The sequence below is a fragment of the Mycolicibacterium obuense genome (assembly GCF_055397605.1).
This window is the reverse complement of sequence record NZ_AP043663.1, coordinates 3,929,837-3,950,194: the sequence shown is the minus strand read 5'-3', so window position 1 is coordinate 3,950,194 and position 20,358 is coordinate 3,929,837. Positions and strand designations below refer to the sequence as shown.

General features: G+C 69.8%; 23 protein-coding genes. 13 read left to right on the top strand and 10 right to left on the bottom strand.

The genetic code is table 11. From position 1 onward, the window contains the following. Position 1: 1 nt before the first annotated feature. Positions 2 to 1,219 (bottom strand): sensor histidine kinase, encoded by a 1,218-nt coding sequence (locus ACZ50N_RS18740; protein WP_464473515.1) that lies wholly within the window; start codon positions 1,217 to 1,219, stop codon positions 2 to 4. An 81-nt stretch (positions 1,220 to 1,300) separates the two neighbouring features. Further along, positions 1,301 to 1,600: a DUF732 domain-containing protein gene (locus ACZ50N_RS18735; protein WP_110797962.1), complete on the bottom strand. Its 300-nt coding sequence runs from the start codon at positions 1,598 to 1,600 to the stop codon at positions 1,301 to 1,303. A gap of 120 nt (positions 1,601 to 1,720) precedes the next feature. On the opposite strand from ACZ50N_RS18735, the gene ACZ50N_RS18730 reads away from it, so the two are divergent. Then, positions 1,721 to 2,299, top strand: coding sequence for an HhH-GPD-type base excision DNA repair protein (locus ACZ50N_RS18730; RefSeq protein WP_464473514.1), 579 nt, complete (start codon positions 1,721 to 1,723; stop codon positions 2,297 to 2,299). 44 nt (positions 2,300 to 2,343) lie between these two features. On the opposite strand, the gene ACZ50N_RS18725 is transcribed toward ACZ50N_RS18730, so the two are convergent. Further along, positions 2,344 to 2,727, bottom strand: coding sequence for a recombinase family protein (locus ACZ50N_RS18725; RefSeq protein ID WP_046366827.1), 384 nt, complete (start codon positions 2,725 to 2,727; stop codon positions 2,344 to 2,346). A 103-nt stretch (positions 2,728 to 2,830) separates the two neighbouring features. On the opposite strand from ACZ50N_RS18725, the gene ACZ50N_RS18720 reads away from it, so the two are divergent. Further along, entirely contained in the window at positions 2,831 to 2,977 is a 147-nt protein-coding gene (locus ACZ50N_RS18720) for a DUF1059 domain-containing protein (RefSeq protein WP_073685206.1), read from the top strand. Positions 2,978 to 3,060: 83 nt separating this feature from the next. Here ACZ50N_RS18720 and ACZ50N_RS18715 read toward each other — a convergent pair whose 3' ends face one another. Then, complete coding sequence (locus tag ACZ50N_RS18715) at positions 3,061 to 4,056, bottom strand: Rv1157c family protein (RefSeq protein WP_277242945.1); 996 nt, start codon at positions 4,054 to 4,056, stop codon at positions 3,061 to 3,063. 42 nt (positions 4,057 to 4,098) lie between these two features. After that, a complete protein-coding gene (locus tag ACZ50N_RS18710) occupies positions 4,099 to 4,728 on the bottom strand; it encodes a hypothetical protein (RefSeq protein ID WP_048421938.1) in 630 nt (209 codons plus the stop codon). Between the two features lie 130 nt (positions 4,729 to 4,858). Here ACZ50N_RS18710 and ACZ50N_RS18705 point away from each other — a divergent pair, with 130 nt between their 5' ends. Then, positions 4,859 to 6,103, top strand: a complete 1,245-nt coding sequence (locus tag ACZ50N_RS18705; RefSeq protein ID WP_464475679.1) for a mannosyltransferase — start codon at positions 4,859 to 4,861, stop codon at positions 6,101 to 6,103. Here the strand turns inward: ACZ50N_RS18705 and ACZ50N_RS18700 are convergent. Further along, a complete protein-coding gene (locus tag ACZ50N_RS18700) occupies positions 6,051 to 6,332 on the bottom strand; it encodes a 4a-hydroxytetrahydrobiopterin dehydratase (protein ID WP_046366673.1) in 282 nt (93 codons plus the stop codon). The genes ACZ50N_RS18705 and ACZ50N_RS18700 overlap by 53 nt on opposite strands. Positions 6,333 to 6,370: 38 nt before the next feature. On the opposite strand from ACZ50N_RS18700, the gene ACZ50N_RS18695 reads away from it, so the two are divergent. Then, entirely contained in the window at positions 6,371 to 6,760 is a 390-nt protein-coding gene (locus tag ACZ50N_RS18695) for a (deoxy)nucleoside triphosphate pyrophosphohydrolase (RefSeq protein WP_048422049.1), read from the top strand. A 4-nt stretch (positions 6,761 to 6,764) separates the two neighbouring features. Here the strand turns inward: ACZ50N_RS18695 and ACZ50N_RS18690 are convergent, their stop codons facing one another. After that, positions 6,765 to 8,174, bottom strand: coding sequence for a PucR family transcriptional regulator (locus ACZ50N_RS18690; RefSeq protein ID WP_464473513.1), 1,410 nt, complete (start codon positions 8,172 to 8,174; stop codon positions 6,765 to 6,767). Positions 8,175 to 8,339: 165 nt separating this feature from the next. Between ACZ50N_RS18690 and ACZ50N_RS18685 the strand changes: the two genes are divergently transcribed. The 5 genes from ACZ50N_RS18685 to ACZ50N_RS18665 are packed head-to-tail and all read left to right on the top strand — an operon-like array spanning position 8,340 to position 13,120. Continuing rightward, entirely contained in the window at positions 8,340 to 9,818 is a 1,479-nt protein-coding gene (locus ACZ50N_RS18685; protein WP_464473512.1) for an amino acid permease, read from the top strand. Beyond that, on the top strand, positions 9,815 to 10,510 hold the full coding sequence (locus ACZ50N_RS18680; protein ID WP_464473511.1) for an SDR family NAD(P)-dependent oxidoreductase: 696 nt from the start codon (positions 9,815 to 9,817) through the stop codon (positions 10,508 to 10,510). Before ACZ50N_RS18685 ends, ACZ50N_RS18680 begins: the two co-directional genes overlap by 4 nt. Continuing rightward, the gene (locus tag ACZ50N_RS18675) at positions 10,507 to 11,271 is read left to right on the top strand and encodes an SDR family NAD(P)-dependent oxidoreductase (protein WP_464473510.1); all 765 of its coding nucleotides are present in this window, start codon (positions 10,507 to 10,509) and stop codon (positions 11,269 to 11,271) included. The genes ACZ50N_RS18680 and ACZ50N_RS18675 overlap by 4 nt, the downstream gene beginning before the upstream one ends. 14 nt (positions 11,272 to 11,285) lie before the next feature. Beyond that, the gene (speB, locus tag ACZ50N_RS18670; RefSeq protein WP_046365357.1) at positions 11,286 to 12,254 is read left to right on the top strand and encodes an agmatinase; all 969 of its coding nucleotides are present in this window, start codon (positions 11,286 to 11,288) and stop codon (positions 12,252 to 12,254) included. Then, positions 12,251 to 13,120, top strand: a complete 870-nt coding sequence (locus ACZ50N_RS18665) for a polysaccharide deacetylase family protein (protein WP_046365356.1) — start codon at positions 12,251 to 12,253, stop codon at positions 13,118 to 13,120. The genes speB and ACZ50N_RS18665 overlap by 4 nt, the downstream gene beginning before the upstream one ends. Positions 13,121 to 13,127: 7 nt before the next feature. On the opposite strand, the gene ACZ50N_RS18660 is transcribed toward ACZ50N_RS18665, so the two are convergent. Both ACZ50N_RS18660 and ACZ50N_RS18655 read right to left on the bottom strand, forming a co-directional pair. Further along, positions 13,128 to 13,394 carry a hypothetical protein gene (locus ACZ50N_RS18660; protein ID WP_046365355.1) on the bottom strand — a complete coding sequence of 89 codons (267 nt, stop codon included), beginning with the start codon at positions 13,392 to 13,394 and terminating at the stop codon, positions 13,128 to 13,130. A gap of 60 nt (positions 13,395 to 13,454) precedes the next feature. Further along, entirely contained in the window at positions 13,455 to 13,619 is a 165-nt protein-coding gene (locus tag ACZ50N_RS18655; protein WP_110797996.1) for a hypothetical protein, read from the bottom strand. A gap of 56 nt (positions 13,620 to 13,675) precedes the next feature. Between ACZ50N_RS18655 and typA the strand changes: the two genes are divergently transcribed. Further along, entirely contained in the window at positions 13,676 to 15,583 is a 1,908-nt protein-coding gene (gene typA, locus ACZ50N_RS18650) for a translational GTPase TypA (RefSeq protein ID WP_048421944.1), read from the top strand. 73 nt (positions 15,584 to 15,656) lie between these two features. Further along, positions 15,657 to 17,573 (top strand): ABC transporter family substrate-binding protein, encoded by a 1,917-nt coding sequence (locus ACZ50N_RS18645; protein ID WP_464475678.1) that lies wholly within the window; start codon positions 15,657 to 15,659, stop codon positions 17,571 to 17,573. On the opposite strand, the gene ACZ50N_RS18640 is transcribed toward ACZ50N_RS18645, so the two are convergent. Then, entirely contained in the window at positions 17,574 to 18,788 is a 1,215-nt protein-coding gene (locus ACZ50N_RS18640) for a chloride channel protein (RefSeq protein ID WP_464473509.1), read from the bottom strand. It abuts the gene before it with no gap. A 61-nt stretch (positions 18,789 to 18,849) separates the two neighbouring features. Here ACZ50N_RS18640 and mshB point away from each other — a divergent pair, with 61 nt between their 5' ends. Beyond that, the gene (gene mshB / locus ACZ50N_RS18635; RefSeq protein ID WP_464473508.1) at positions 18,850 to 19,704 is read left to right on the top strand and encodes an N-acetyl-1-D-myo-inositol-2-amino-2-deoxy-alpha-D-glucopyranoside deacetylase; all 855 of its coding nucleotides are present in this window, start codon (positions 18,850 to 18,852) and stop codon (positions 19,702 to 19,704) included. A gap of 207 nt (positions 19,705 to 19,911) precedes the next feature. Then, positions 19,912 to 20,292, top strand: a complete 381-nt coding sequence (locus ACZ50N_RS18630) for a hypothetical protein (RefSeq protein ID WP_464473507.1) — start codon at positions 19,912 to 19,914, stop codon at positions 20,290 to 20,292. The last annotated feature ends 66 nt before the right edge of the window (positions 20,293 to 20,358 follow it).

The following is a 20,358-nucleotide window of genomic DNA, read 5'->3' as shown; positions in this document are numbered from 1 at the left end:
CCTAGCCACTTCGGCCCACCCCGTACGTCCCTCCGTCGGCTCGGACGCCGGATCGGAACTTGGGCACCCGCATGATCACCTTGGTGCCGGCGCCGATCGCTGTCTCGACCACCAGACCGTAATCGTTGCCGAAGGCCGCGCGCAGTCGATGGTCGACATTGGTCAACCCGACGTGCGCCGAGGCGCCTTCGGGGTCGCCGGCCGACAGCGCGTCGCCCGGCCCGGCCCGCAGCGCCTCGGGATCCATGCCGACACCGTCGTCTTCGACCGAGATGATGCAGTCCGAGCCTTCGTCGCGCGCGATCAACTCGATCGAGCCGCTGCCCCGACCCGCGAAGCCGTGCCGAACGGCGTTCTCCACCAACGGTTGTAGTGCGAGGAAGGGCACCGTCACGGTGAGCACCTCAGGCGCCACCTGCAGCGTCACCCGCAGCGCGTCACCGAAGCGGGCCCGCTCCAACGTCAGGTAGCGGTCGATGTTGCGCAGTTCCTCGGCCAGCGTGGTGAACTGCCCGGCCGCGCGGAAGGAGTAGCGGGTGAAGTCGGCGAACTCGAGGACGAGTTCCCGGGCGCGATCGGGATCGGTGCGCACGAACGAGGCGATGGTGTTGAGCGAGTTGTAGAGGAAGTGCGGGCTGATCTGGGCACGCAACGCCAGCACCTCGGCGCGGTCGAGACGGGCGCGCGAGGCGTCGAGTTCGGCGAGCTCGATCTGACTCGCGGCATAGCGGGCCACCTCACCGACGGCGCCCAGCAGACCCGGACCGGGGGAACGCGTCGTCACGACCACCAGGACACCGAGCACGTCGCCGGCGTCGGCCAACAGCGGTTGCGCGACGACCGCCGACGTCGGGGCATGGCCCATCACGCGGCGCTGCCCGGACAGTGAATCGCCGGCCGCGCTCGCGCACGCCTCGCGCACGTCGGCGTCCCACGCATCGTCGGGATCACAGGCCAGCAGCTTGCCGGTGCCGTCGAACAGGGCGAGCCGGTCGGTGCCGGTGAGCTCCCGCAGGAACGGCGCGGCCTCCCGCGCGGAGTCCGGCGTCAGGCCCTGCCGCAGCGCGCGGGCCGCGAGCGAGGCGGTGTGCAGCGCGGCGTGCACGGCCCGCTCGGTCGGTGTCGCGACCACCCGTCGAGTCCGTAGCGCCAGCACGACCGCCGCCACCGCGATGACGATGAGCGCGGCGGTCAGGGCGATCGCGAGCTGGCCGGACATGGGTTCACGCTCCTCGCCGGATGTTCAGTTGTCGATGGTAAGCCGGGGTGTCTGGAGGGGCCGACTACCGTACGGGGCGCGTCACTGAACGGGGCACGCGTACTTGCGGGCGACGTCGAAGACCCGCTCCTGCGCGCCCGGGCCGATGACCCCCTGGGCGGCGAGTTCGAGCCCGATGTATCCGGGGATGCCGCCGATGCACGCCTGATGCGCGACCCGCCACGCGGTATCGGGGTTGAGGTTGTAGCCGTTGCGCTGCAGGCCTTGCAGATAGGCGTCGAAGGCCGGCGTGCCCTGATCCGGGATCGCGTGCGCGGTTCCCGCGAGCGAGAGTGCGGTGACCACCGCCGCGAACAGTGTTGCCGCAACGCGTCGTTTCATGTCGTCATTCCCCCTAGGTGCGAACATGAAGAATAGTGGCGTCCCTGGCTATCTCGCAGTCAATTGCAGAAGTCGTGCTCGGTCGCATCGGTGGGTACAGGGGCCGCCTAAGCTGCTGCCATGACCGTGACGTTGTGCCTCGCGCAGGACGCAGATGCCGATGCCCTTCTCGATGAGAACCCCCTCGCGCTGCTGGTCGGCATGCTGCTCGATCAGCAGATCCCGATGGAGGTGGCGTTCGCCGGGCCGAAGAAGATCGCCGATCGCATCGGTGGCTTCGACGCTGCCACCATCGCCGACTACGACCCCGAGCAGTTCGCCGCGCTGTGTGCGCAAACCCCTGCGGTACACCGGTTTCCGGGGTCCATGGCCAAGCGGGTGCAGGCGCTCGCGCAGACGATCGTCGACGAGTACGGCGGCGACGTGACCGCGCTGTGGTCTGACGGCGCCGACGGTGCGACGGTGCTGCGGCGGCTCAAGGCACTGCCCGGCTTCGGCGAGCAGAAGGCCAAGATCTTCCTCGCCCTGCTCGGCAAGCAGTACGGGGTGACGCCGTCAGGGTGGCGTGCCGCGGCCGGTGACTACGGCAAGGCCGGTAGCCACATGTCGGTGGCCGATGTGAAGGACGCCGGCACGCTGCAGAAGGTGCGCTCCTACAAGAAGGAGATGAAGGCGAAGGCCAAGGCGGCCAAGGCCTGACCTTCAGCGCCGAGACTGCTGTCAGATCGCCGAATCCGGCCGCATCACGATCTGTGCGCAGTCTCGCTGTCGAGGACGGCGAGTTCTGTGAGCACCTCGGCGACCGCGCGACCCGTGGCGCTCGCCGTGTCCAGGCCGTTGGCCAAGCAGCGCACCGTGATTGCGCGGCTGGTCAGGTCGGCCACGATCTGAGCCACTTCGGCTGCCGAGCGGCCCAGCCGGTCCAGGCTCACCACCACGACCACGTCTCCGGGGCGAGCGTAGCTCTGCAGTGCCAGCAATCCGGGCCGTACCTTGTCGGCCGAGCCGGCTGCCCGATCGGTGAAGATGCGCCGCGAGTCGACTCCCGATGCGGCGAGCTCGGCGAGTTGCTCGGCCAGGTCCGGCGACGGCCGACCCGCCATCGCGTATCCCAGCGTCACCGACACCTCTTCACGGTCTCACGGGTGCGCCGTTGCTGGTGAAGGGCACGCCGTCGGAGCGTGGCGGACTCAGCACCTCTTCGGTGTCCGCGTGTGCCATTGTGAAGTCATGAAGACTCACTTGAGCTGCCCGTGCGGCGAGGCGATTCAGGGCAAAGACGAGGACGATCTGGTCGAGAAGGCCAAGGAGCATCTGTCCGAGGTGCACCCCGGCCGTGACTACGACCGCGACGCCATCTTGTTCATGGCCTACTGACCGAACGGCGAAGGTGCATCGTCGGTAGTCGCGGCGTCGTTGCCGCTACCGAGGATGCACCTTCGCGGTTGGGGGGAGCCGGGTCAGGGGACGACGGTCGAGCCGATCGTCGGCATGAACTGGCACTGCTTTTCGGTCGTGGTGACCTGGCCGAAGATCGTCGACATGATGCTGCCCGAGCCGGTGTCGGCGATGGCGGTCAGCGTCGTCGGGCCCTGGGGGTTCATGTCCGGCCGGGGCTTGAGCGTGACGCTTCCCGACTTGCCCGTCGTGAGGTTCACCCACGTGGCGTTCAGCGGCAGTTTCTGCTCGGCGGCAGGCCCGGGTGTGCCGACCGCGGTGAACACATAGGCCGTCTGGCCCGGTCCGGGGCCGGGGAGCGGGATCGCTGCCGGGCCCGCCACCGAGATGGCCGTCGCCAACACGTTGCCGCCATCGGCCAGGCAGCCGTTGCTGATCGACGGATACAGGAAGTCCTGTGTCACCGGGGTGTTCGGGCCGAAGGCGCCGCCACCCGGAGTCGTCGCGGCGACGGGCTGTGCGGCTGGGTCCGGAGCCGGCGCGGCCGGAGCCGGTGCGGGCGGGGCCGCCGGATCGGGTGCCGGCGCCGGCACGGCGTCCGGAGCGGGCCCGGGCAGCGCCGCCTGCGGCGTCACCATGTGCGCCACCTCCGGCGCGGCGTCCGGAGCCGGCCCCACGGCGAACTCCGGGTTGACGCCCGCCGGGAGGTGGGCCTCCGTGCCGGGTACCGCCCCTGTCGCGGGAACGTGAGCGACGGGCTGCACGAACTGGTTGACCGCCGAGGCGACATCCTTCGACGGTGCCGGTGCCGCGGCGTCACCGGCGAACACCGCGGCAGCGGCCATCAGCATCGACGCCGCATTCGACGGATCCGCGGCGGCCTGCTGAATCACGGGCCCGAGGCTCTGCACCGCGGGCAGGCCCGGTGCGGTGAGCCCGTCGATCGGCAGCGGCGCCACCGGGTCGGCGTGAGCGACGCCGGTCACGCCGACCGCCAGCAACGCGGTCGATGAACTCACCGCCAGAGCGGTGGTGAGCATCGTCCTGATCGTTGACATGGTTCCCCTCGTGTCGGATGGGCGGTTATCGGGTTATCGGTGTCAGGGCAGCGCTGAGAGCAGCGGTGCCGCGACGGGAGCCGCCGGTGCAGCGGGCGCTGCCGGTGTCGCGGCGGCGCCTCCGGTGGGCAGCAAGCTGGCCAGCGGGGATCCGCCCGGCAGCAGCGAGGCCAGGCTGCCCGGCGCGCCGAGGACGTCGGTCAGACCCGACAGCGGCGAGGCGGCGGCCGGCGTGTTGACCGGCGGGACGGTGGTGGTGTTGCCGGCCGGCACGGTGCCGGGCGTCGCGGTCACCGTCGGCATGGCTGCAGGCAGCGTCTCCGGCAGGGCGGCCACGGCGCCGGGCAGGGCGTTGACGCTCGGCGGCAGCGTCAGCGACGCGGTGGCGCCGGGGGCGGGGGCCAGCGGTGCGGTGGCGGCGCCCGTCGTCGCGGAGGCGGCGGCCGGCGCGGTGCCCATCAGGTTGGTGAAACCCTGCATGAGCTGCGTCGCCGCAGCCGGGTTGGCGGCGATCTGCTGCAGGAACGACAGTCCGGGCACGGCCGGAGCCGGCGCCGGAGCGGGGGCGGGAGCCGGTTGGGCAGAGGCTCCCGCGCTGAGGGTGACAGCCGCCGTCACTGCTCCTGCCGCGGCAATCATCGTGGTGGCGAACAGTTTCCGGGTGCGGTTCATCAGGTCTCCCAATCGGTGTAGTGGCACGCCTGAACCCGAAGCTAGCCTGTTACTAGAGTTACTCAAGTGACATGAGTGGCATTTATTCAACCGTTACGGACGTGAAGGCAGACGGTGACCGAGCGGCCCCATCGATAGAGTCGCTGCCATAGACACCATCGAGGCGGCCACGCGCTCACGGTGGGCAGCCCGGCTGTCCGCCGCGGCACCCGTGCTGCTGATCCTGAGCATCGGCGCCCGGCTGGCGTGGACTTATGTGCTGCCCAACGGCGCGAACTTCGTCGACCTGCACGTCTACGTCGGCGGGGCGGCCGCCCTCGACCGGCCCGGCACCCTCTACGACTACGTCTACGCGGATCAGACGCCTGACTTTCCGCTGCCCTTCACCTATCCGCCGTTCGCGGCCGTGGTGTTCTACCCACTGCACCTGCTGCCCTTCGGCCTGGTGGCATTCCTCTGGTCGATCGGGATCATGGCCGCGCTCTACGGTGTCGTCCGGGTCAGCCAGGGACTGCTGACCGATACAGAGGGGAGCCGGCGTGTCGCCATGCTGTGGACCGCGGTCGGCATCTGGACCGAACCGCTGCGCAGCACGTTCGACTACGGGCAGGTCAATGTCGTTCTGGTGCTGGCCATCCTGCTCGCGGTGCGCAGCACACGCTGGTGGCTGTCGGGCCTGCTCGCCGGCCTCGCGGCGGGCATCAAGCTGACCCCGGCGGTCTCGGGCCTGTACTTCGCCGGCGCGCGCCGCTGGGCGACAGCGGTGTTCTCCGCGGTGGTGTTCTTCGCGACGATCGGCGTGTCGATGCTCGTGATCGGGCAGCAGGCCCGGTTCTACTTCACCGACCTGCTGGGCGACGCCCGGCGCGTCGGCCCGATCGGCACATCGTTCAACCAGTCCTGGCGGGGTGGCATCTCGCGAATCCTGGGTCATGACGCCGGCTACGGTCCCGTCGTGCTGGCGGGCATCGCGGTGACGGCTCTACTGGCCGTGCTGGCGTGGCGCGCGATCGGCGGTGCCGATGATCGGCTCGGCGCGATCGTGATCGTGTCGCTGTTCGGGCTGCTGCTGTCGCCGATCTCGTGGACGCACCACTGGGTGTGGCTGATCCCGCTGATGATCTGGCTGCTGCACGGGCCGCTGCGCGCGCAGCGCGGTGCCCGGGTTCTCGGGTGGGGGTGGCTCGCGCTGACGCTGATCGGCGTGCCGTGGCTGCTGAGCTTCGCCCAGCCGACCATCTGGGAGATCTCGCGGCCCTGGTACCTGGCGTGGGCGGGCCTGATCTACATCGTCGCGACGCTGGCGACGCTGGGCTGGATCGCTAGCCGAGGAGGCCGTCGATCTCGCGTGCCATCGCCACGTCCTTGTCCGTGATTCCGCCTTCGGAGTGCGTCACGAGGGCGAAAGTCACTGTGCGCCATCGGATGTCGATGTCAGGATGATGGTCGGCAGCTTCTGCGCGCTCGGCCACCCGCCGGACGGCGTCGATACCGTCGAGGAACGCGGGGAATTCCACGCTGCGGCGCAGGGCGCCGTCGGAGCGCTCCCAACCGTCGAGTTCGGGCAGGACAGCATCGACATCGTCGTCGGACAACACGGCCATGCCGTCGACGGTACGCCGGTCCGGATACCTTCATGACCATGCCCACGCTGGTTGTCGTCGCCGGAGCGCTGATCGAGCAGGGTCGGCTGCTCGTCGCGCAGCGGGACCGGCCGCCAGAGCTGGCGGGGTGGTGGGAGCTGCCCGGCGGGAAGGTGAACGCCGGCGAGACGGATGCCGGGGCGCTGCGGCGAGAGTTGTTGGAGGAGTTGGGGATCGAGGTATCGGTCGGTGCCCGCCTCGGAGCCGACGTCGCGTTGAGTCCGACGGTGACGTTGCGGGCGTATCTGGTCACCCGCGCCGGCGGGGTGCTGCACCCACACGACCACCGCGCGCTGCGCTGGGTCGGTGCCGAAGACCTCGACGGGCTGGCGTGGGTGCCGGCCGACCGCGCGTGGTTGCCGGACCTGGCGGGCCTGCTGGCCGGCTGACGTCCTACTCGTGATCGCGGGAGACTCCGCCGGATGCCCGGTCGCGGGCGCGCAGTGCGATGGCGAACGCGGTCTGATCGTCGAAGCGCAGCGGGTCCCGGCCGGTGATCTCGTGGATCCGGGTCAGCCGGTGGCGAACGGTGTTGGTGTGCAGATACAACTCGCGGGCGGCCTCTGACAGCGACCCGTTGGCGGCGATCAGGGCACGCAGGGTCAGGACATGCTGGGTGCCCCGCGCCCGGTCGATCCGCTCGAGCGGCTCGATGAGCTGTGCGACGAACGGGGACAGCTGTGCCGAAGGCAACTGCTGGATCAAACTGTCCAGCGTGCTCAGCTGATCCGGCCCGATACTGCCGCCGTGCTGGTGGGCCAGACTCAACGCGATCCGGGCCTGGGTGATCGCCGGTCCGAGTTCGGTGATCGGCACGTCGGCGGAATGTCCGGACGGCAGCGACAACGCCTCGGCGGCGAGATCGCCGGTGTCGGCCTCGGTCAGGACCAGGCACACATCGGGGGCGTCACCGACGAGCGCACCCGGGAACGCCAACGACAGCAGGGCTCCGGCACCACCCGGCCAGGCCGAGCACCGCACACTGGCCACCGGTGTGTCGGGCCAGCCCACGAGCTGGTGCAGCGCGTCGGGCAGCAGCATCCGGCGTTCGACGAGCGACAGCAATTGGCCCACGCGCTCCCGCGACAGGGCGGCCTCGATGTCGTGCTCGCTCTGCGCGGCCCGCGCGAAGCGCCCGATCATGGCCAGCAGCGACGGATCGGGCCGGTCGCCGCGACCGATCCACACCAGCGTGCCCAGCTCGGGGATCCTGACCGTCGCCTCGGCTGCGCCGTCTGTGACGGGCGGCCGCGTCTCCTGCTCGTCGAGGATGAAGTAGCACCCCATCAGCTCTCCCGCCCGGTCGAGCAGCCGGCGTACCGGCTCTCGTCGCCGTAGTGCCGAGATCAATTCAGGCACAAGAGTGTTGGTGGCGCGCGCGGCGGCGAGCTCGCTGCCGAGCCGGTAGTCCGCGACGAAGCGGCTCACCGTCTCGAACGGCACGTTCTGCGGCGCCACCACGACCGGCAGACCATGGGCACGGCAGCGGGACATCAGCTCGGCCGGGACGACGTCATGGCCGTCGCCGGTGCCGAAGCACACGCCCGCGGCGTTCGAGCGAGCAAGAGCGTCGGCGAAGGTACGGCAGTCCTGCGGAGACTGCAGCAGCAGACCCACCGTGCACACCAGCTCGCCGCCGCTGAGATAGCGCGCCGGATCCTGCAGCTCGGTGGTGTGCACCCAGGTGATCGGCCGGTCCAGATCCTGGCTCGCCCCGGCGGGCTCGGTCAGACCCAGCAGCGAATCGGTCAGCAGGTCACGCACGGTGGGTGCCGCCGCGCCGAGCTCCGGCGGGTCGATCATGGCCCCGAGCGTAACGCCGTCGTCACATCGCGGCCACCGACCATTGTGCGATCGTCCAACGTGAGGATGCGCCTGTGGTGCGATCGCTGCGAATTCGGTGCTATCGGTGGTGCGCAGCGGTGCGCCGACCGATAGTTTCTCCAACCCGCCACCGGAGGAGCACTCATGACGTCATCGGTTGACAGCGTCGACTCGCCGTACACACTGCGACGGGAGTTCTCGCTCTGGTCGGCGTTCGCCTTCGCGTTCGCGTTCATCTCACCGATCGTCGCTCTCTACGGCATCTTCGGGTTGGCGCTGACAGCTGCGGGCCCGAGTTTCTGGTGGGGATTCCTGCTCGTGTTCGGCGGCCAACTTCTGGTCGCGTTCGTGTTCGCCACCCTGGTGTCGCGGTGGCCGCTGGAGGGATCGATCTACCAGTGGTCACGCCGTTTGATGGGCACCGGATACGGCTGGTTCGCCGGCTGGTTCTACATGTGGACCCTGGTGATCGCGATGGCCACGGTGGCGCTGGGCGCGGCCGGTTTCATCGCCAACATCGCCGGGGTGGCGGCACCCTCGGGCGGTCTGCGCGCGGGCATCGCGCTGGTGATCCTGTTGTGCGGCACAGTGATCAACCTGATCGGCCGCGGCGCGTTGAAGCTCTTCATGACCGCCAGCATCGTCGCCGAGGTCCTCGGCTCGATTGGGCTGGGCACCTGGCTGCTGATGTTCCACCGCAACAACTCGCTGTCGGTGCTCTTCGAGGGTGGCGGCGCGGGAGCCGACACGTGGTCCTATCTGTCGGGGCCGTTCCTGATCGCCGTCGCGTTCATCGGCTTCTCGTTCGTCGGGTTCGAAAGTGCCGGCGCGATCGCCGAAGAGGTGCACGAGCCTCGCCGCGACCTACCCAAAGCGGTCCTGTTCTCGCTCACCTTCATCGCACTGGTGGTCGCGTACTCCAGCCTGGCGATCATCCTGGCCATCCCGGACATGGCGGCGGTGACCGCCGGTTCGGTGGCCGACCCGGTGTACGACACACTGACCGCGGCGCTCGGCGCAGGGATCGCCAAACCCGTCGAGGTGTTGTTCGTGGTGGGCTTCCTGGCCAGCTTCCTGGCATTGCAGACCGCGGCGTCGCGGGTCATCTGGGCCTACGCCCGAGACGGCGCGCTGCCCGCGGCGAGTGTGCTGGCGCGCCTGGGTAACACCAATCGGATGCCGGTGGCGGCCATCGGAGTGACGACCGTCGTCGGCGGTGCCCTGTTCGGCTTGTCGATCGTGGCCGGCGACATCTACTCCCTGATGGTCAACTTCACCACCGGCGGCTTCTACCTGGCGTTCCTGTTCCCGCTCATCGGGTTCCTCGTCGTGCTGATCCGCCGCACCTGGACCGCGCCGTCCTTCTCGCTCGGGCGCCTTGCGCTGCCGGTCGCCGCCGTGGCGGTGATCTGGGCGGTGCTGCAGATGCTCAACATCTCCTGGCCTCGCGCGGTCTATGAGCAGCGCTACCTGGACTGGTCGGTGTGGATCGGGGTCGTTGCGCTCGCGCTGCTCGGTGCGGTGATCTTCGCCGCCGTACGCTGCCGCATCGTGGCCGTCAGCGTGATCGAGGACGCGGAGCTCGCCGACGAACGCGCCGACGGAACCCGGCGCTCCCGGTGACCGGGGCCCCGGTAGCGATCGTCACCGGCGCTGCGAGCGGTATCGGCGCCGCCGTCGTCACGGCGTTGCGGGGACGCGGATTCGCCGTGGCCGGACTGGATCTCGTCGACGCGAACGATGTCGATTACGCGGTGCGTGCCGACGTCTCCGACGGCGCGGCGGTCGCGTCCGCGGTCGCCGCGGTGCGCGAGCGGCTCGGGCCGGTGCACGCGGCGGTCAGCGTCGCGGGGCACTACGCGATGGCTCCGGTCGAGGAGATCACTGCGACGGCGTGGCGGCGGATGCTGCGGGTGCACCTGGGTGGTTTCGTCAACCTCGCGCGGGCCTGCCTGCCGGACCTCGAGGTCACGAAGGGTGCGCTGGTGGCGATCGCGAGCGAACTCGCGGTCGGGGGAGGCGATCACGACGCGCACTACGCCGCGGCCAAGGGTGCCCTGCTGGGGGCGATGCGCAGCCTCGCCGCGGAGGTCGCACCGAGGGGTGTGCGGGTCAACGCCGTTGCGCCGGGACCCACCGACACGCCCCTTCTCGCACCCGACTCACCTTGGCGCGCAACGGAGTACCTCGATACGCTCCCGCTGCGGCGGCTCACCCTGCCTCACGAGGTGGCCCGCTGCGTCGAATACCTGGTGTGCGACGCGGGGTTCAGCGTCGGCGACGTGGTCAACGTCAACTCGGGAGCGGTGATATGACGACCTCACTGTCCGGCCGCGTCGCCCTCGTCACCGGAGCCGCGCAAGGCATGGGCGTGGCGCATGCCCGGCGACTGGCTGCCGCCGGCGCGACAGTCGCGGTCAACGACCTGCGGGCGACCGCCGAACTGACCGAAATTGCCGGCGACATAGGCGGATTCGCGGTGCCCGGCGACGTGTCCGATCCCGCTGAATGCGTGCGCATCGCCGACACAGTCGCGCACACCGCCGGCCGGTTGGACGTGCTGGTGGCCAATCACGCGTACATGACGATGGCCCCGCTGCTCGAGCACGACGACGCCGACTGGTGGAAGGTCGTCGACACGAACCTCGGGGGCACCTTCTTCCTGGTGCAGGCCGTGCTGCCGCACATGCGACGGCAGGGGGAGGGGCGCATCGTCGTGATCAGCAGTGAATGGGGCGTCACCGGCTGGCCGGAGGCGACGGCATATGCGGCGTCGAAGGCGGGCCTGATCTCGTTGGTGAAGACGCTCGGCCGCGAGTTGGCGCCGGAGCAGATCATCGTCAACGCCGTCGCACCCGGCGTCACCGACACCCCGCAACTGGAAGTGGATGCCGCCGCCGCGGATGTCGACCTGGCAACCGTGCACACCCGGTATGCGGAGGCTATTCCGTTGGGCCGCATCGGATCGGCTGCGGACATCGCGGCCGCCGTGGAACTGCTCGCCGATTTCGAGGTCTCGGCCGTGGTGGGACAGGTGCTGTCCTGCAACGGCGGGTCCACGCGCGCGCGGGTCTGAGAAGGGAGCACGACATGGCGCAGGGATCGTATGTGCGTACCGAGAGCGGCACACTCGGTCAGATCGACGCCCGGGAGGTGCCCCGCTACGCGGGCCTGGGGACATTCGCGCGGCTGCCGCAACGCCACGAGGTGGACCGCTACGACATCGCGGTGGCCGGCGTGCCGTTCGACAGCGGGGTGACCTACCGCCCGGGGGCCCGATTCGGCCCCGCCGCGATCCGGCAGGCCTCGCGACTGCTCAAGCCCTACCACCCGGCGCTGGATGCCACGCCGTTCACCTCCGCCCAGGTGGTCGACGCCGGCGACATCGCCGCCAACCCGTTCGACATCTCCGCCGCGGTCGACCAGATCCGCGACGGCGTCGCTGCGCTGCTGACCGAGGACGGCCACCGGGTGGTGCTCCTCGGCGGGGACCACACGATCGCGCTGCCGTCGCTGCAGGCGCTGCACGCGGTGCACGGGCCGCTCGCGCTGGTCCACTTCGACGCGCACCTCGACACGTGGGACACCTACTTCGGTGCACCCTGCACGCACGGCACGCCGTTCCGCCGCGCCGCCGAGCAAGGGTTGTTGGTGAAGGACCGCTCGGCGCACGTCGGCATCCGGGGGTCGCTGTACGACCGCGCCGACCTGCTCGACGATGCCGAACTCGGCTTCACCGTGGTGCACTGCCGCGACATCGACCGCATCGGGATCGACGGGACGATCGAGCGAATTCTGGAACGGGTGGGCGACCATCCCGTCTACGTGTCGATCGACATCGACGTCCTCGATCCCGCGTTCGCTCCCGGCACCGGCACCCCGGAGATCGGCGGGATGACCAGCCGCGAGCTGGTCGCCGTGCTGCGCGCGATGCGCGAGCTGCCGATCGTGGGCGCCGACGTCGTCGAGGTGGCACCGGCCTACGATCATGCCGAGGTGACCGCTGTCGCGGCGGCCAACCTCGCCTATGAGCTGGTTACCCTGATGGCGGACCGATGAGCGAATTCGATTGGCCGAGCGGCAAAGTCGCGGCGGCGTCCTTCACGTTCGACGTGGATGCCGAGTCGGCGGTGCTGTGGGACGCTTCCGGCGACTGGGAGTCGGTGGGCGCACGGATGAGCGTGATGAGCCATCAGGCCTACGGCCCCCTCGTCGGCCTGCCCCGCATCCTGGCCCTGCTGGAGCGCCACCAGATCGCCTCGACGTTCTTCGTTCCCGGCCACACCGCGGACCGGTACCCCGACGCGATCCGCGCGGTCGTCGCTGCCGGCCACGAGATCGCCCACCACGGCTATCTGCACGAGCAGCCGACCAAGCTGTCGCTGGAGGGCGAGATCGACGCGCTCGACCGCGGATTGGCCGCCCTGGCCGACGTCGCAGGCGTGCGTCCGGTGGGATACCGGGCCCCGATGTGGGACCTGTCCTGGCGCACGCCCGCACTGCTGGTCGAACGCGGCTTCCTCTACGACTCCAGCCTGATGGACGCCGACCATCCCTACGAACTCGCGGTGACGGATGACGGTCAGCTCGTGGAGATCCCGATCCAGTGGGCGCTCGACGACTGGGAGCAGTACTGCTTCCTCCCTGACGTGTCGGGCAGCGGATTGATCGAATCCCCGCGCAAGGCACGGGAACTCTGGCAGCTCGAGTTCGACGCGCTGCGCCGGGTCGGTGGCTGCTGGGTGCTGACCAATCATCCCTTTCTCACGGGAAGGCCTTCGCGCGCAGCTGAACTCGATGACCTGATGAGCTACGTCGTCGGTCACGACGACGTCTGGACCACCAGTCTGGGCGAGATCGCGACGCACGTGCGCTCACTCGGACTCCCGCCGCGCAGCATCAGCCCACCCGACGTTCCGCGGTGACACCGCGTCAGTACCGCAGTCGGTCGTCGAGGATGCGCACCGGGGCGTCGCGGTGGCGTGCCGCGTAGATGGGGTGCAGCAGGCTCGGGTGCTCGCAGTGCGGGCAGGACACCCGCGGATCGCGCCGCGAGTTGAAGGCCAGATGGTGACAGGCCGAGCACCGCACCACGTACAGCGCGCCGATCCAGTTCATCAGGCCCAGGTAGATCGCCAGCGAGGCCAAGGTGGCGAGCGCGACGATCAGGGCAACGGTGAGGACTTCGTAAGCCGTCATGATGGCCAACCTCCACGAAGCTGACGGATCTCCCCACGGTACGCCCGAAAACCGGTTCGATCAGGCCTTTCGTGCCCTCTTGTGCACCTTCTCCAGGTCCTTGCCGCGGATGCCGCTGAGCTCGGCCTTGCGCACCTTGTGCAGCACCAGCGGGCACTTCTTGCAGCGGGGCTTGCTGCGGCAACATTTCTTCTTCGGAGTGAGCTTGGTCAGCTTGCTGGCCACGTGACGGGTATCTCTCGTTTTCGCGATCGGTGCACCACACTGCGACAATCACGGGCGTGACTGCACGCCCCGACTTCCGCAACGTCGCCATTGTGGCCCACGTCGACCACGGCAAGACCACCCTGGTCGACGCAATGCTGCGTCAATCCGGGGCGCTGACCCACCGCGGTGACGACGCGATCGAACGCCTGATGGACTCCGGTGACCTGGAGAAGGAAAAGGGCATCACGATCCTGGCGAAGAACACCGCGGTGCATCGCCACCACCCCGACGGCTCGATGACTGTCATCAATGTGATCGACACCCCCGGCCACGCCGACTTCGGCGGTGAGGTGGAGCGCGGCCTGTCGATGGTCGACGGCGTCCTGCTGCTGGTCGACGCCTCCGAGGGCCCGCTGCCGCAGACCCGTTTCGTGTTACGCAAGGCCCTCGCTGCGCACCTTCCGGTGATCGTGGTCGTCAACAAGACCGACCGGCCCGACGCCCGGATCGCCGAGGTCGTCTCGGAAAGCCACGACCTGCTGCTCGACGTCGCCTCTGACCTCGACGCCGAAGCGCAGACGGCCGCCGAGTTCGCGCTCGGGTTGCCCGTCCTCTACGCCTCGGGGCGTGCCGGTATCGCCAGCACCACCGAACCCGCCAACGGGGAGAACCCCGACGGGGAGAATCTCGACCCGCTGTTCGACGTGCTGCTCGAGCACATCCCGCCGCCGCAGGGCGACCCCGAGGCGCCGCTGCAGGCACTCGTCACGAACCTCGACGCATCGGCGTTCCTGGGACGCCTCGCGCTGATCCGCATCTACAAGGGCCGCATCCGCAAGGGCCAGCAGGTGGCCTGGATGCGTGAGGTCGACGGACACCCCGTCATCACGAATGCCAAGATCACCGAGCTGCTGGTCACCGAAGGTGTGGAACGTACTGCCACGGACGAGGCCGTCGCGGGCGACATCGTCGCGGTCGCGGGCATGCCCGAGATCATGATCGGCGACACGCTCGCCGACCCAGACCACGCGCACGCGCTGCCGCGCATCACCGTCGACGAGCCCGCGATCTCGGTGACCGTCGGCACCAACACCTCGCCCCTGGCGGGCAAGGTGTCCGGACACAAGCTGACCGCGCGCATGGTCAAGAACCGCCTCGATTCCGAGCTCGTCGGCAACGTGTCGATCAAGGTCGTCGACATCGGCCGCCCCGATGCCTGGGAAGTGCAGGGCCGTGGTGAGCTCGCGCTCGCGGTGCTCGTCGAACAGATGCGCCGCGAGGGTTTCGAGCTGACCGTCGGCAAGCCACAGGTGGTCACGCAGATGGTCGACGGCAAGCTGCACGAGCCGTTCGAAGCGATGACGATCGACTGCCCTGAGGAGTTCGTCGGCGCCGTCACCCAGCTGATGGCCGCCCGCAAGGGCCGCATGGAAGACATGGCGAACCACGCCGCCGGGTGGGTGCGGATGGACTTCATCGTGCCCAGCCGCGGTCTGATCGGTTTCCGCACCGACTTTTTGACGTTGACCCGCGGCACCGGCATCGCCAACGCCGTGTTCGACGGCTACCGCCCGTGGGCGGGGGAGATCCGCGCACGCCATACCGGCTCGCTGGTGTCCGACCGGTCCGGTCAGATCACCCCGTTCGCGATGATCCAGCTCGCCGACCGCGGGCAGTTCTTCGTCGAGCCGGGACAGGAGACCTACGAGGGCCAGGTCGTCGGCATCAACCCGCGCGCCGAGGACCTCGACATCAACATCACCCGGGAGAAGAAGCTCACCAACATGCGGTCGTCGACGGCCGATGTGATGGAGACGCTGGCCCGTCCGCTGGAGCTCGACCTGGAGAAGGCGATGGAGTTCTGCGCCGAGGACGAGTGCGTCGAGGTGACACCCGAGATTGTGCGGGTGCGCAAGGTGGAGCTGACGGCGTCGCTGCGGGCGCGGGCGAAGGCGCGGGCCAAGCAGCACGCCAATTCGTAGCCTGTCACCGAGGGGTTCCGGGCCGGCGGACGGCGATCGATACCCTGGCAGCGTGCCCATCGCCCGCCGTGTCATGACCTGCGCGGTCGCGGTGATGGTGCTCCTGTCGGGTTGCACGGTGAGCCCGCCGCCCGCGCCGCAGAGCACCGACACGACGGAGTCCACCGCGCCGCCGCCGACGAAGGCGACGCAGATCATCATGGCGATCGATTCGATCGGGCCTGGCTTCAACGCGCACCTGGTCTCCGACCAGTCCCCGGTGAACGCCGCGATCAGCTCGCTGGTTCTGCCGAGCACGTTCCGACCGATCCCCGATTCCCGGACCCCGACCGGCTCGCGCTGGGAGATGGACCCGACGCTGCTGGACTCCGCCGAGGTGACGAGCCAGGACCCGTTCACCGTCACCTACAAGATCCGGCCCGAGGCGCAGTGGACGGACAACGCGCCGATCGGGGCCGACGACTTCTGGTACCTGTGGCGGCAGATGGTCAGCGAACCGGGCACGGTCGACCCGGCGGGTTACGACCTCATCACCGGTGTGCAGTCGGTCGAAGGCGGAAAGACCGCGGTGGTGACGTTCTCTCAGCCCTATCCGGCGTGGCGGGAGCTGTTCCACAACATCCTGCCCGCGCACATCGTCAAGGACGTGCCGGGCGGGTTCTCCGCGGGGCTGGCGCAGGCCCTGCCGGTGACGGGTGGGCAGTTCCGCGTCGAGAGCATCGATCCGCAGCGCGACGAGATCCTGCTGGCACGCAACGACCGGTACTGGGGTAAACCCGCCGTCCCCGACCTCATCCTGTTCCGCCGCGGCGGGGCGCCGGCCGCCCTGGCCGATTCGATCCGCAACGGCGACACCCAGGTCGCGCAGGTGCACGGCGGATCCGCGGTGTTCGCGCAGCTCTCAGCGATACCGGACGTACGGACCGCCCGGATCGTCACGCCGCGCGTCATGCAGCTGACGCTACGAGCGCAACAGCCTGCGCTCGCCGACGCCGACGTGCGCAAGGCCATCCTCGGCCTCCTCGACGTCGACCTGCTGGCTGCGGTCGGCGCCGGTGACGACAACACGGTGACGCTGGCGCAGGCGCAGGTCCGCTCGCCGTCGGACCCGGGGTACGTGCCGACGGCCCCGCCGGCCATGACGCGTGACGAGGCGATGGCGCTGCTCGGTGCCGCCGGCTACCAGATCGACACCCCACCCGCGACGCCGACGGCGACATCGACGCCGAGCCCGGCGCCGTCGACTCCGGAGAACAACCGCGGTCAGCTGGTCAAGGACGGCGAGCCGCTCACCTTCGTCCTGGGCGTGGCCGCCAACGATCCGACGTCGGTGGCGGTGGCCAACACCGCGGCCGACCAGCTGCGTAGCGTCGGAATCGCGGCGTCGGTGTCGGCACTCGACCCGGTCACGCTCTACGGCCAGGCCCTGACCGACAACACCGTCGATGCCGTCGTCGGCTGGCATCAGGCCGGCGGGGATCTCGCCACCGCGTTGGCGTCACGGTTCGGGTGTCCCGCACTGGAGGCGACGGCCGTGCCCACCACCGCACCGAGCGCGTCCACCCCTGCCGAGACGACCACCACGACAACACCCCCGACCACGACGACCAGAACCACGACGACGCGCAGGCCCACGACGAGCGCCACGTCCCGACCCGCACCACCTGCGCCGCCCACGACGATCGCGAGTTCCACCCCCGCGCCCGCCCCGGAAACCGGCCAACTGGTCCAGGCGCCGAGCAACATCACCGGCATCTGCGATCGCACGATCCAACCCAGGATCGAGGCCGCCCTACAGGGCACCGCCGACATCGGCGAGGTGATCGACGACGTCGAGCCACGACTGTGGGACATGGCCACCGTGCTGCCGATCCTGCAGGACACCACGATCGTCGCCGCCGGCCCCAGCGTGCAGGGAGTCAGCCTGACCGGTGCCGTCCCGGTCGGCATCGTCGGCGACGCCGGGCAGTGGCTCAAGCTGCCCCAGTAGCTAGGACGCTGTCACCCGGCGCAGTCGCGTCAGGCCGTGGGCGGTGAACGCGGCGAGCGCGAACACCGCGAGCAACCACACCGGCGGCCGCGCCAGCTCCCAGACGAACAGCGCGGCGAACAACGGTGAGCGCTGCGTGATCGCCAACACCCCGGCCGCGCAGGTCAGCGATACCGCCGGCACGGGCAGCGTCAGACCGGCCCAGGCGTCGAGCGCCAGCGCCACCACCGAACCGGCCGCCGCTCCCGTCGCCAGCGCCGGGGTCAGCAGCCCGCCGACCGCGCCGGCACGCAGGAACGCCGCCGACAGCAGCGGTTTGAGCACCAGGATGGCCGCCGCGGCGCCGAGCGTCAGACCGCTGTCGACGCTGACCTCGAGGACACTGCGACCGTTGCCGGGCAGCTCCGGCAGCCAGATCGAGCACACCCCGGTGAGCAGTCCGGCCGCGGCGATCGCCGGGATCAGGGTCGGCGCGGCGGCAGGCGGCCCGGCGGCCATGATGCGTGTGAAGGCCCACCCGACGGCCACCGCCAGCGGCGCCAACGCCACGGCGAGAAGGCCGAACAGTGGCGAGAGATCTGCGGTCGGCCAGGTCAGCGGGTGTTCCAGGTGGGTCACCGGCGACGAGACCGCAACCGCGAGGCTGGATGTGATGAGCGCGGTGCCGAGCGCGCGAGGATGCCAGGTACCCAACAGGATTCGCGTCGCGAACAGCGCACCACCCAGCGGCACGCTGTAGACCGCACCCAGCCCTGCGCCGGCCGCGCACGCGAGCAGGATGCGACGATCGGCGGCGGTGAGCGCCCATCGCGATGTGCCCAGATCCCCCCACGCCACGGCCAGCTGACGTGGCGCGCCTTCGCGGCCCAACGACGCGCCCGAGCCGACGAGCAGCACCTGCAACGCGGCGTCGCCGGTGAGCGCCAACCGTCGCACCGGCTGCTCGCCGGCGAGCGCCGCGGACAGTGTGGGCACGCCGGCGCGGCGCCGCAGCAGCCACCAGCCCGTCCCGGCCAGCGCGCCGCCGACCATCGGCCCCAGTGCGCGGCGCCAATCTCCGCTGTTCTCGACGCCGTCCAGCAGCGAGCCGAAGCTGTAGCGATAGGTGAGGTGTTCGATCGCGTGCAGCAGCAGCGTCGTCGCGGCACCGGCGACGCCGGCGAGCAGGCCGATCACCACGATCGCGCAGCCGAACTCGACTCTGCGGCGGGACACGAGGCGAATCTAAGCCACACCTGGACTCGATGGCCGGCAGACCAGCGGGCAAGCTGGGCGCATGGAGACGCCGCGCCTGTTGTTCGTCCACGCCCACCCCGACGACGAGACCCTCACCACCGGCGGCACGATCGCCCACTACTGCGCCCGCGGTGCGCAGGTGCAGGTTCTGACATGCACGTTGGGCGAGGAGGGCGAGGTGATCGGCGAGCAGTGGGCGCAGCTGGCCGTCGACGCCGCCGACCAGCTCGGCGGCTATCGGATCGGTGAGCTGACCGCAGCTCTGGCCGCGCTCGGGGTGGACCGGCCCCGCTACCTCGGCGGCGCCGGTCGGTGGCGGGATTCCGGCATGGCAGGAACCCCCGCCCGGCATCGGCAGCGTTTCGTCGACGGCGACGTCGACGAGCAGACCGCCGAACTTGCGGCCGTCATCGACGACCTGCGCCCGCACGTCGTCGTCACCTACGACCCGCAGGGTGGGTACGGCCATCCTGACCACATCCACGCTCACCGGATCGCGACGGCCGGCGTCGCCGCGGCGCAGTGGCGCGTACCCAAGGTGTACTGGAACGTGATGTCGCAGAGCGGGATTCGCGATGGTCTGGCCGGATTGTCGGGGCTCCCGGAGAGCTGGGTGACGCTCGACGCCGAGGCCCTGCCGCTGGTCGGATTCGCCGACGACACGATCGACGCGGCCATCGACGTCACCGCGCACCTGCCTGCCAAACTGGCCGCGTTGCGCGCGCACGCAACTCAGGTGCAGGTCGCCCCGGACGGGACTGCGATGGCGCTGTCCAACAACATCGCGCTGCCGGTGCCGGCGGTGGAGCATTACGTACTGGTCGAGGGGCAGGTGGGCAAGCGCGACGATCGGGGATGGGAAACCGATCTACTCGCCGGGCTGACCCTGGGGTGAGCAGGGGCGCCACGGGGTACGCTGCCCCTGGTCGGTTGGACGCGCGGAAGGGAAGCCCATGGATCCGGATCTCGATCCCAACCTGCAGCACTGGCAAGACCGGCTCGACAACTTCCAGTGGGTCGTCGGATCGCTGGTCTCCGTGCTCGACAGCATTCCGACCTGACTTCCTCCGCACCGCCGGCATCCGACCGGCTGCGCTGGTTCGTGCTCGCCGTCCTGGCCTTCGATGGTGTGCTCTCGGCGCTGATGGCTGTCTTCTTCCTTCCGCTGCGCGTGGGCGGTGTGGCGGTGCCGATCAGCGCTGTCCTCAGCGGAGCCATGAACGTCGCGCTCGTGTGGGTCGCGATGCGGTGGACCTCGTCGACCCGACAGGCCGCCGCGCCGTTGTGGGCCTGGCTGGCGACCGTCCTGCTGTGCACGTTCGGAGGTCCCGGCGACGACATCGTCTTCGGTGGCGTGGGGCTGATGGAGTACGCGTCGGTCCTGCTCATCGCCGTCGGCGCACTGCCGGCGGGCTGGTTGTTGACCCGGCGGCGGACGGCGCAGGAACGCGCCGGGGCGGGCCCCGCGGCGTTTCGCCGTTGACTACTGTGGCCGGTATGCCACGCGCACGGGTTTCAACATGTGAGACGCGCGGATGATCCGCGTCGA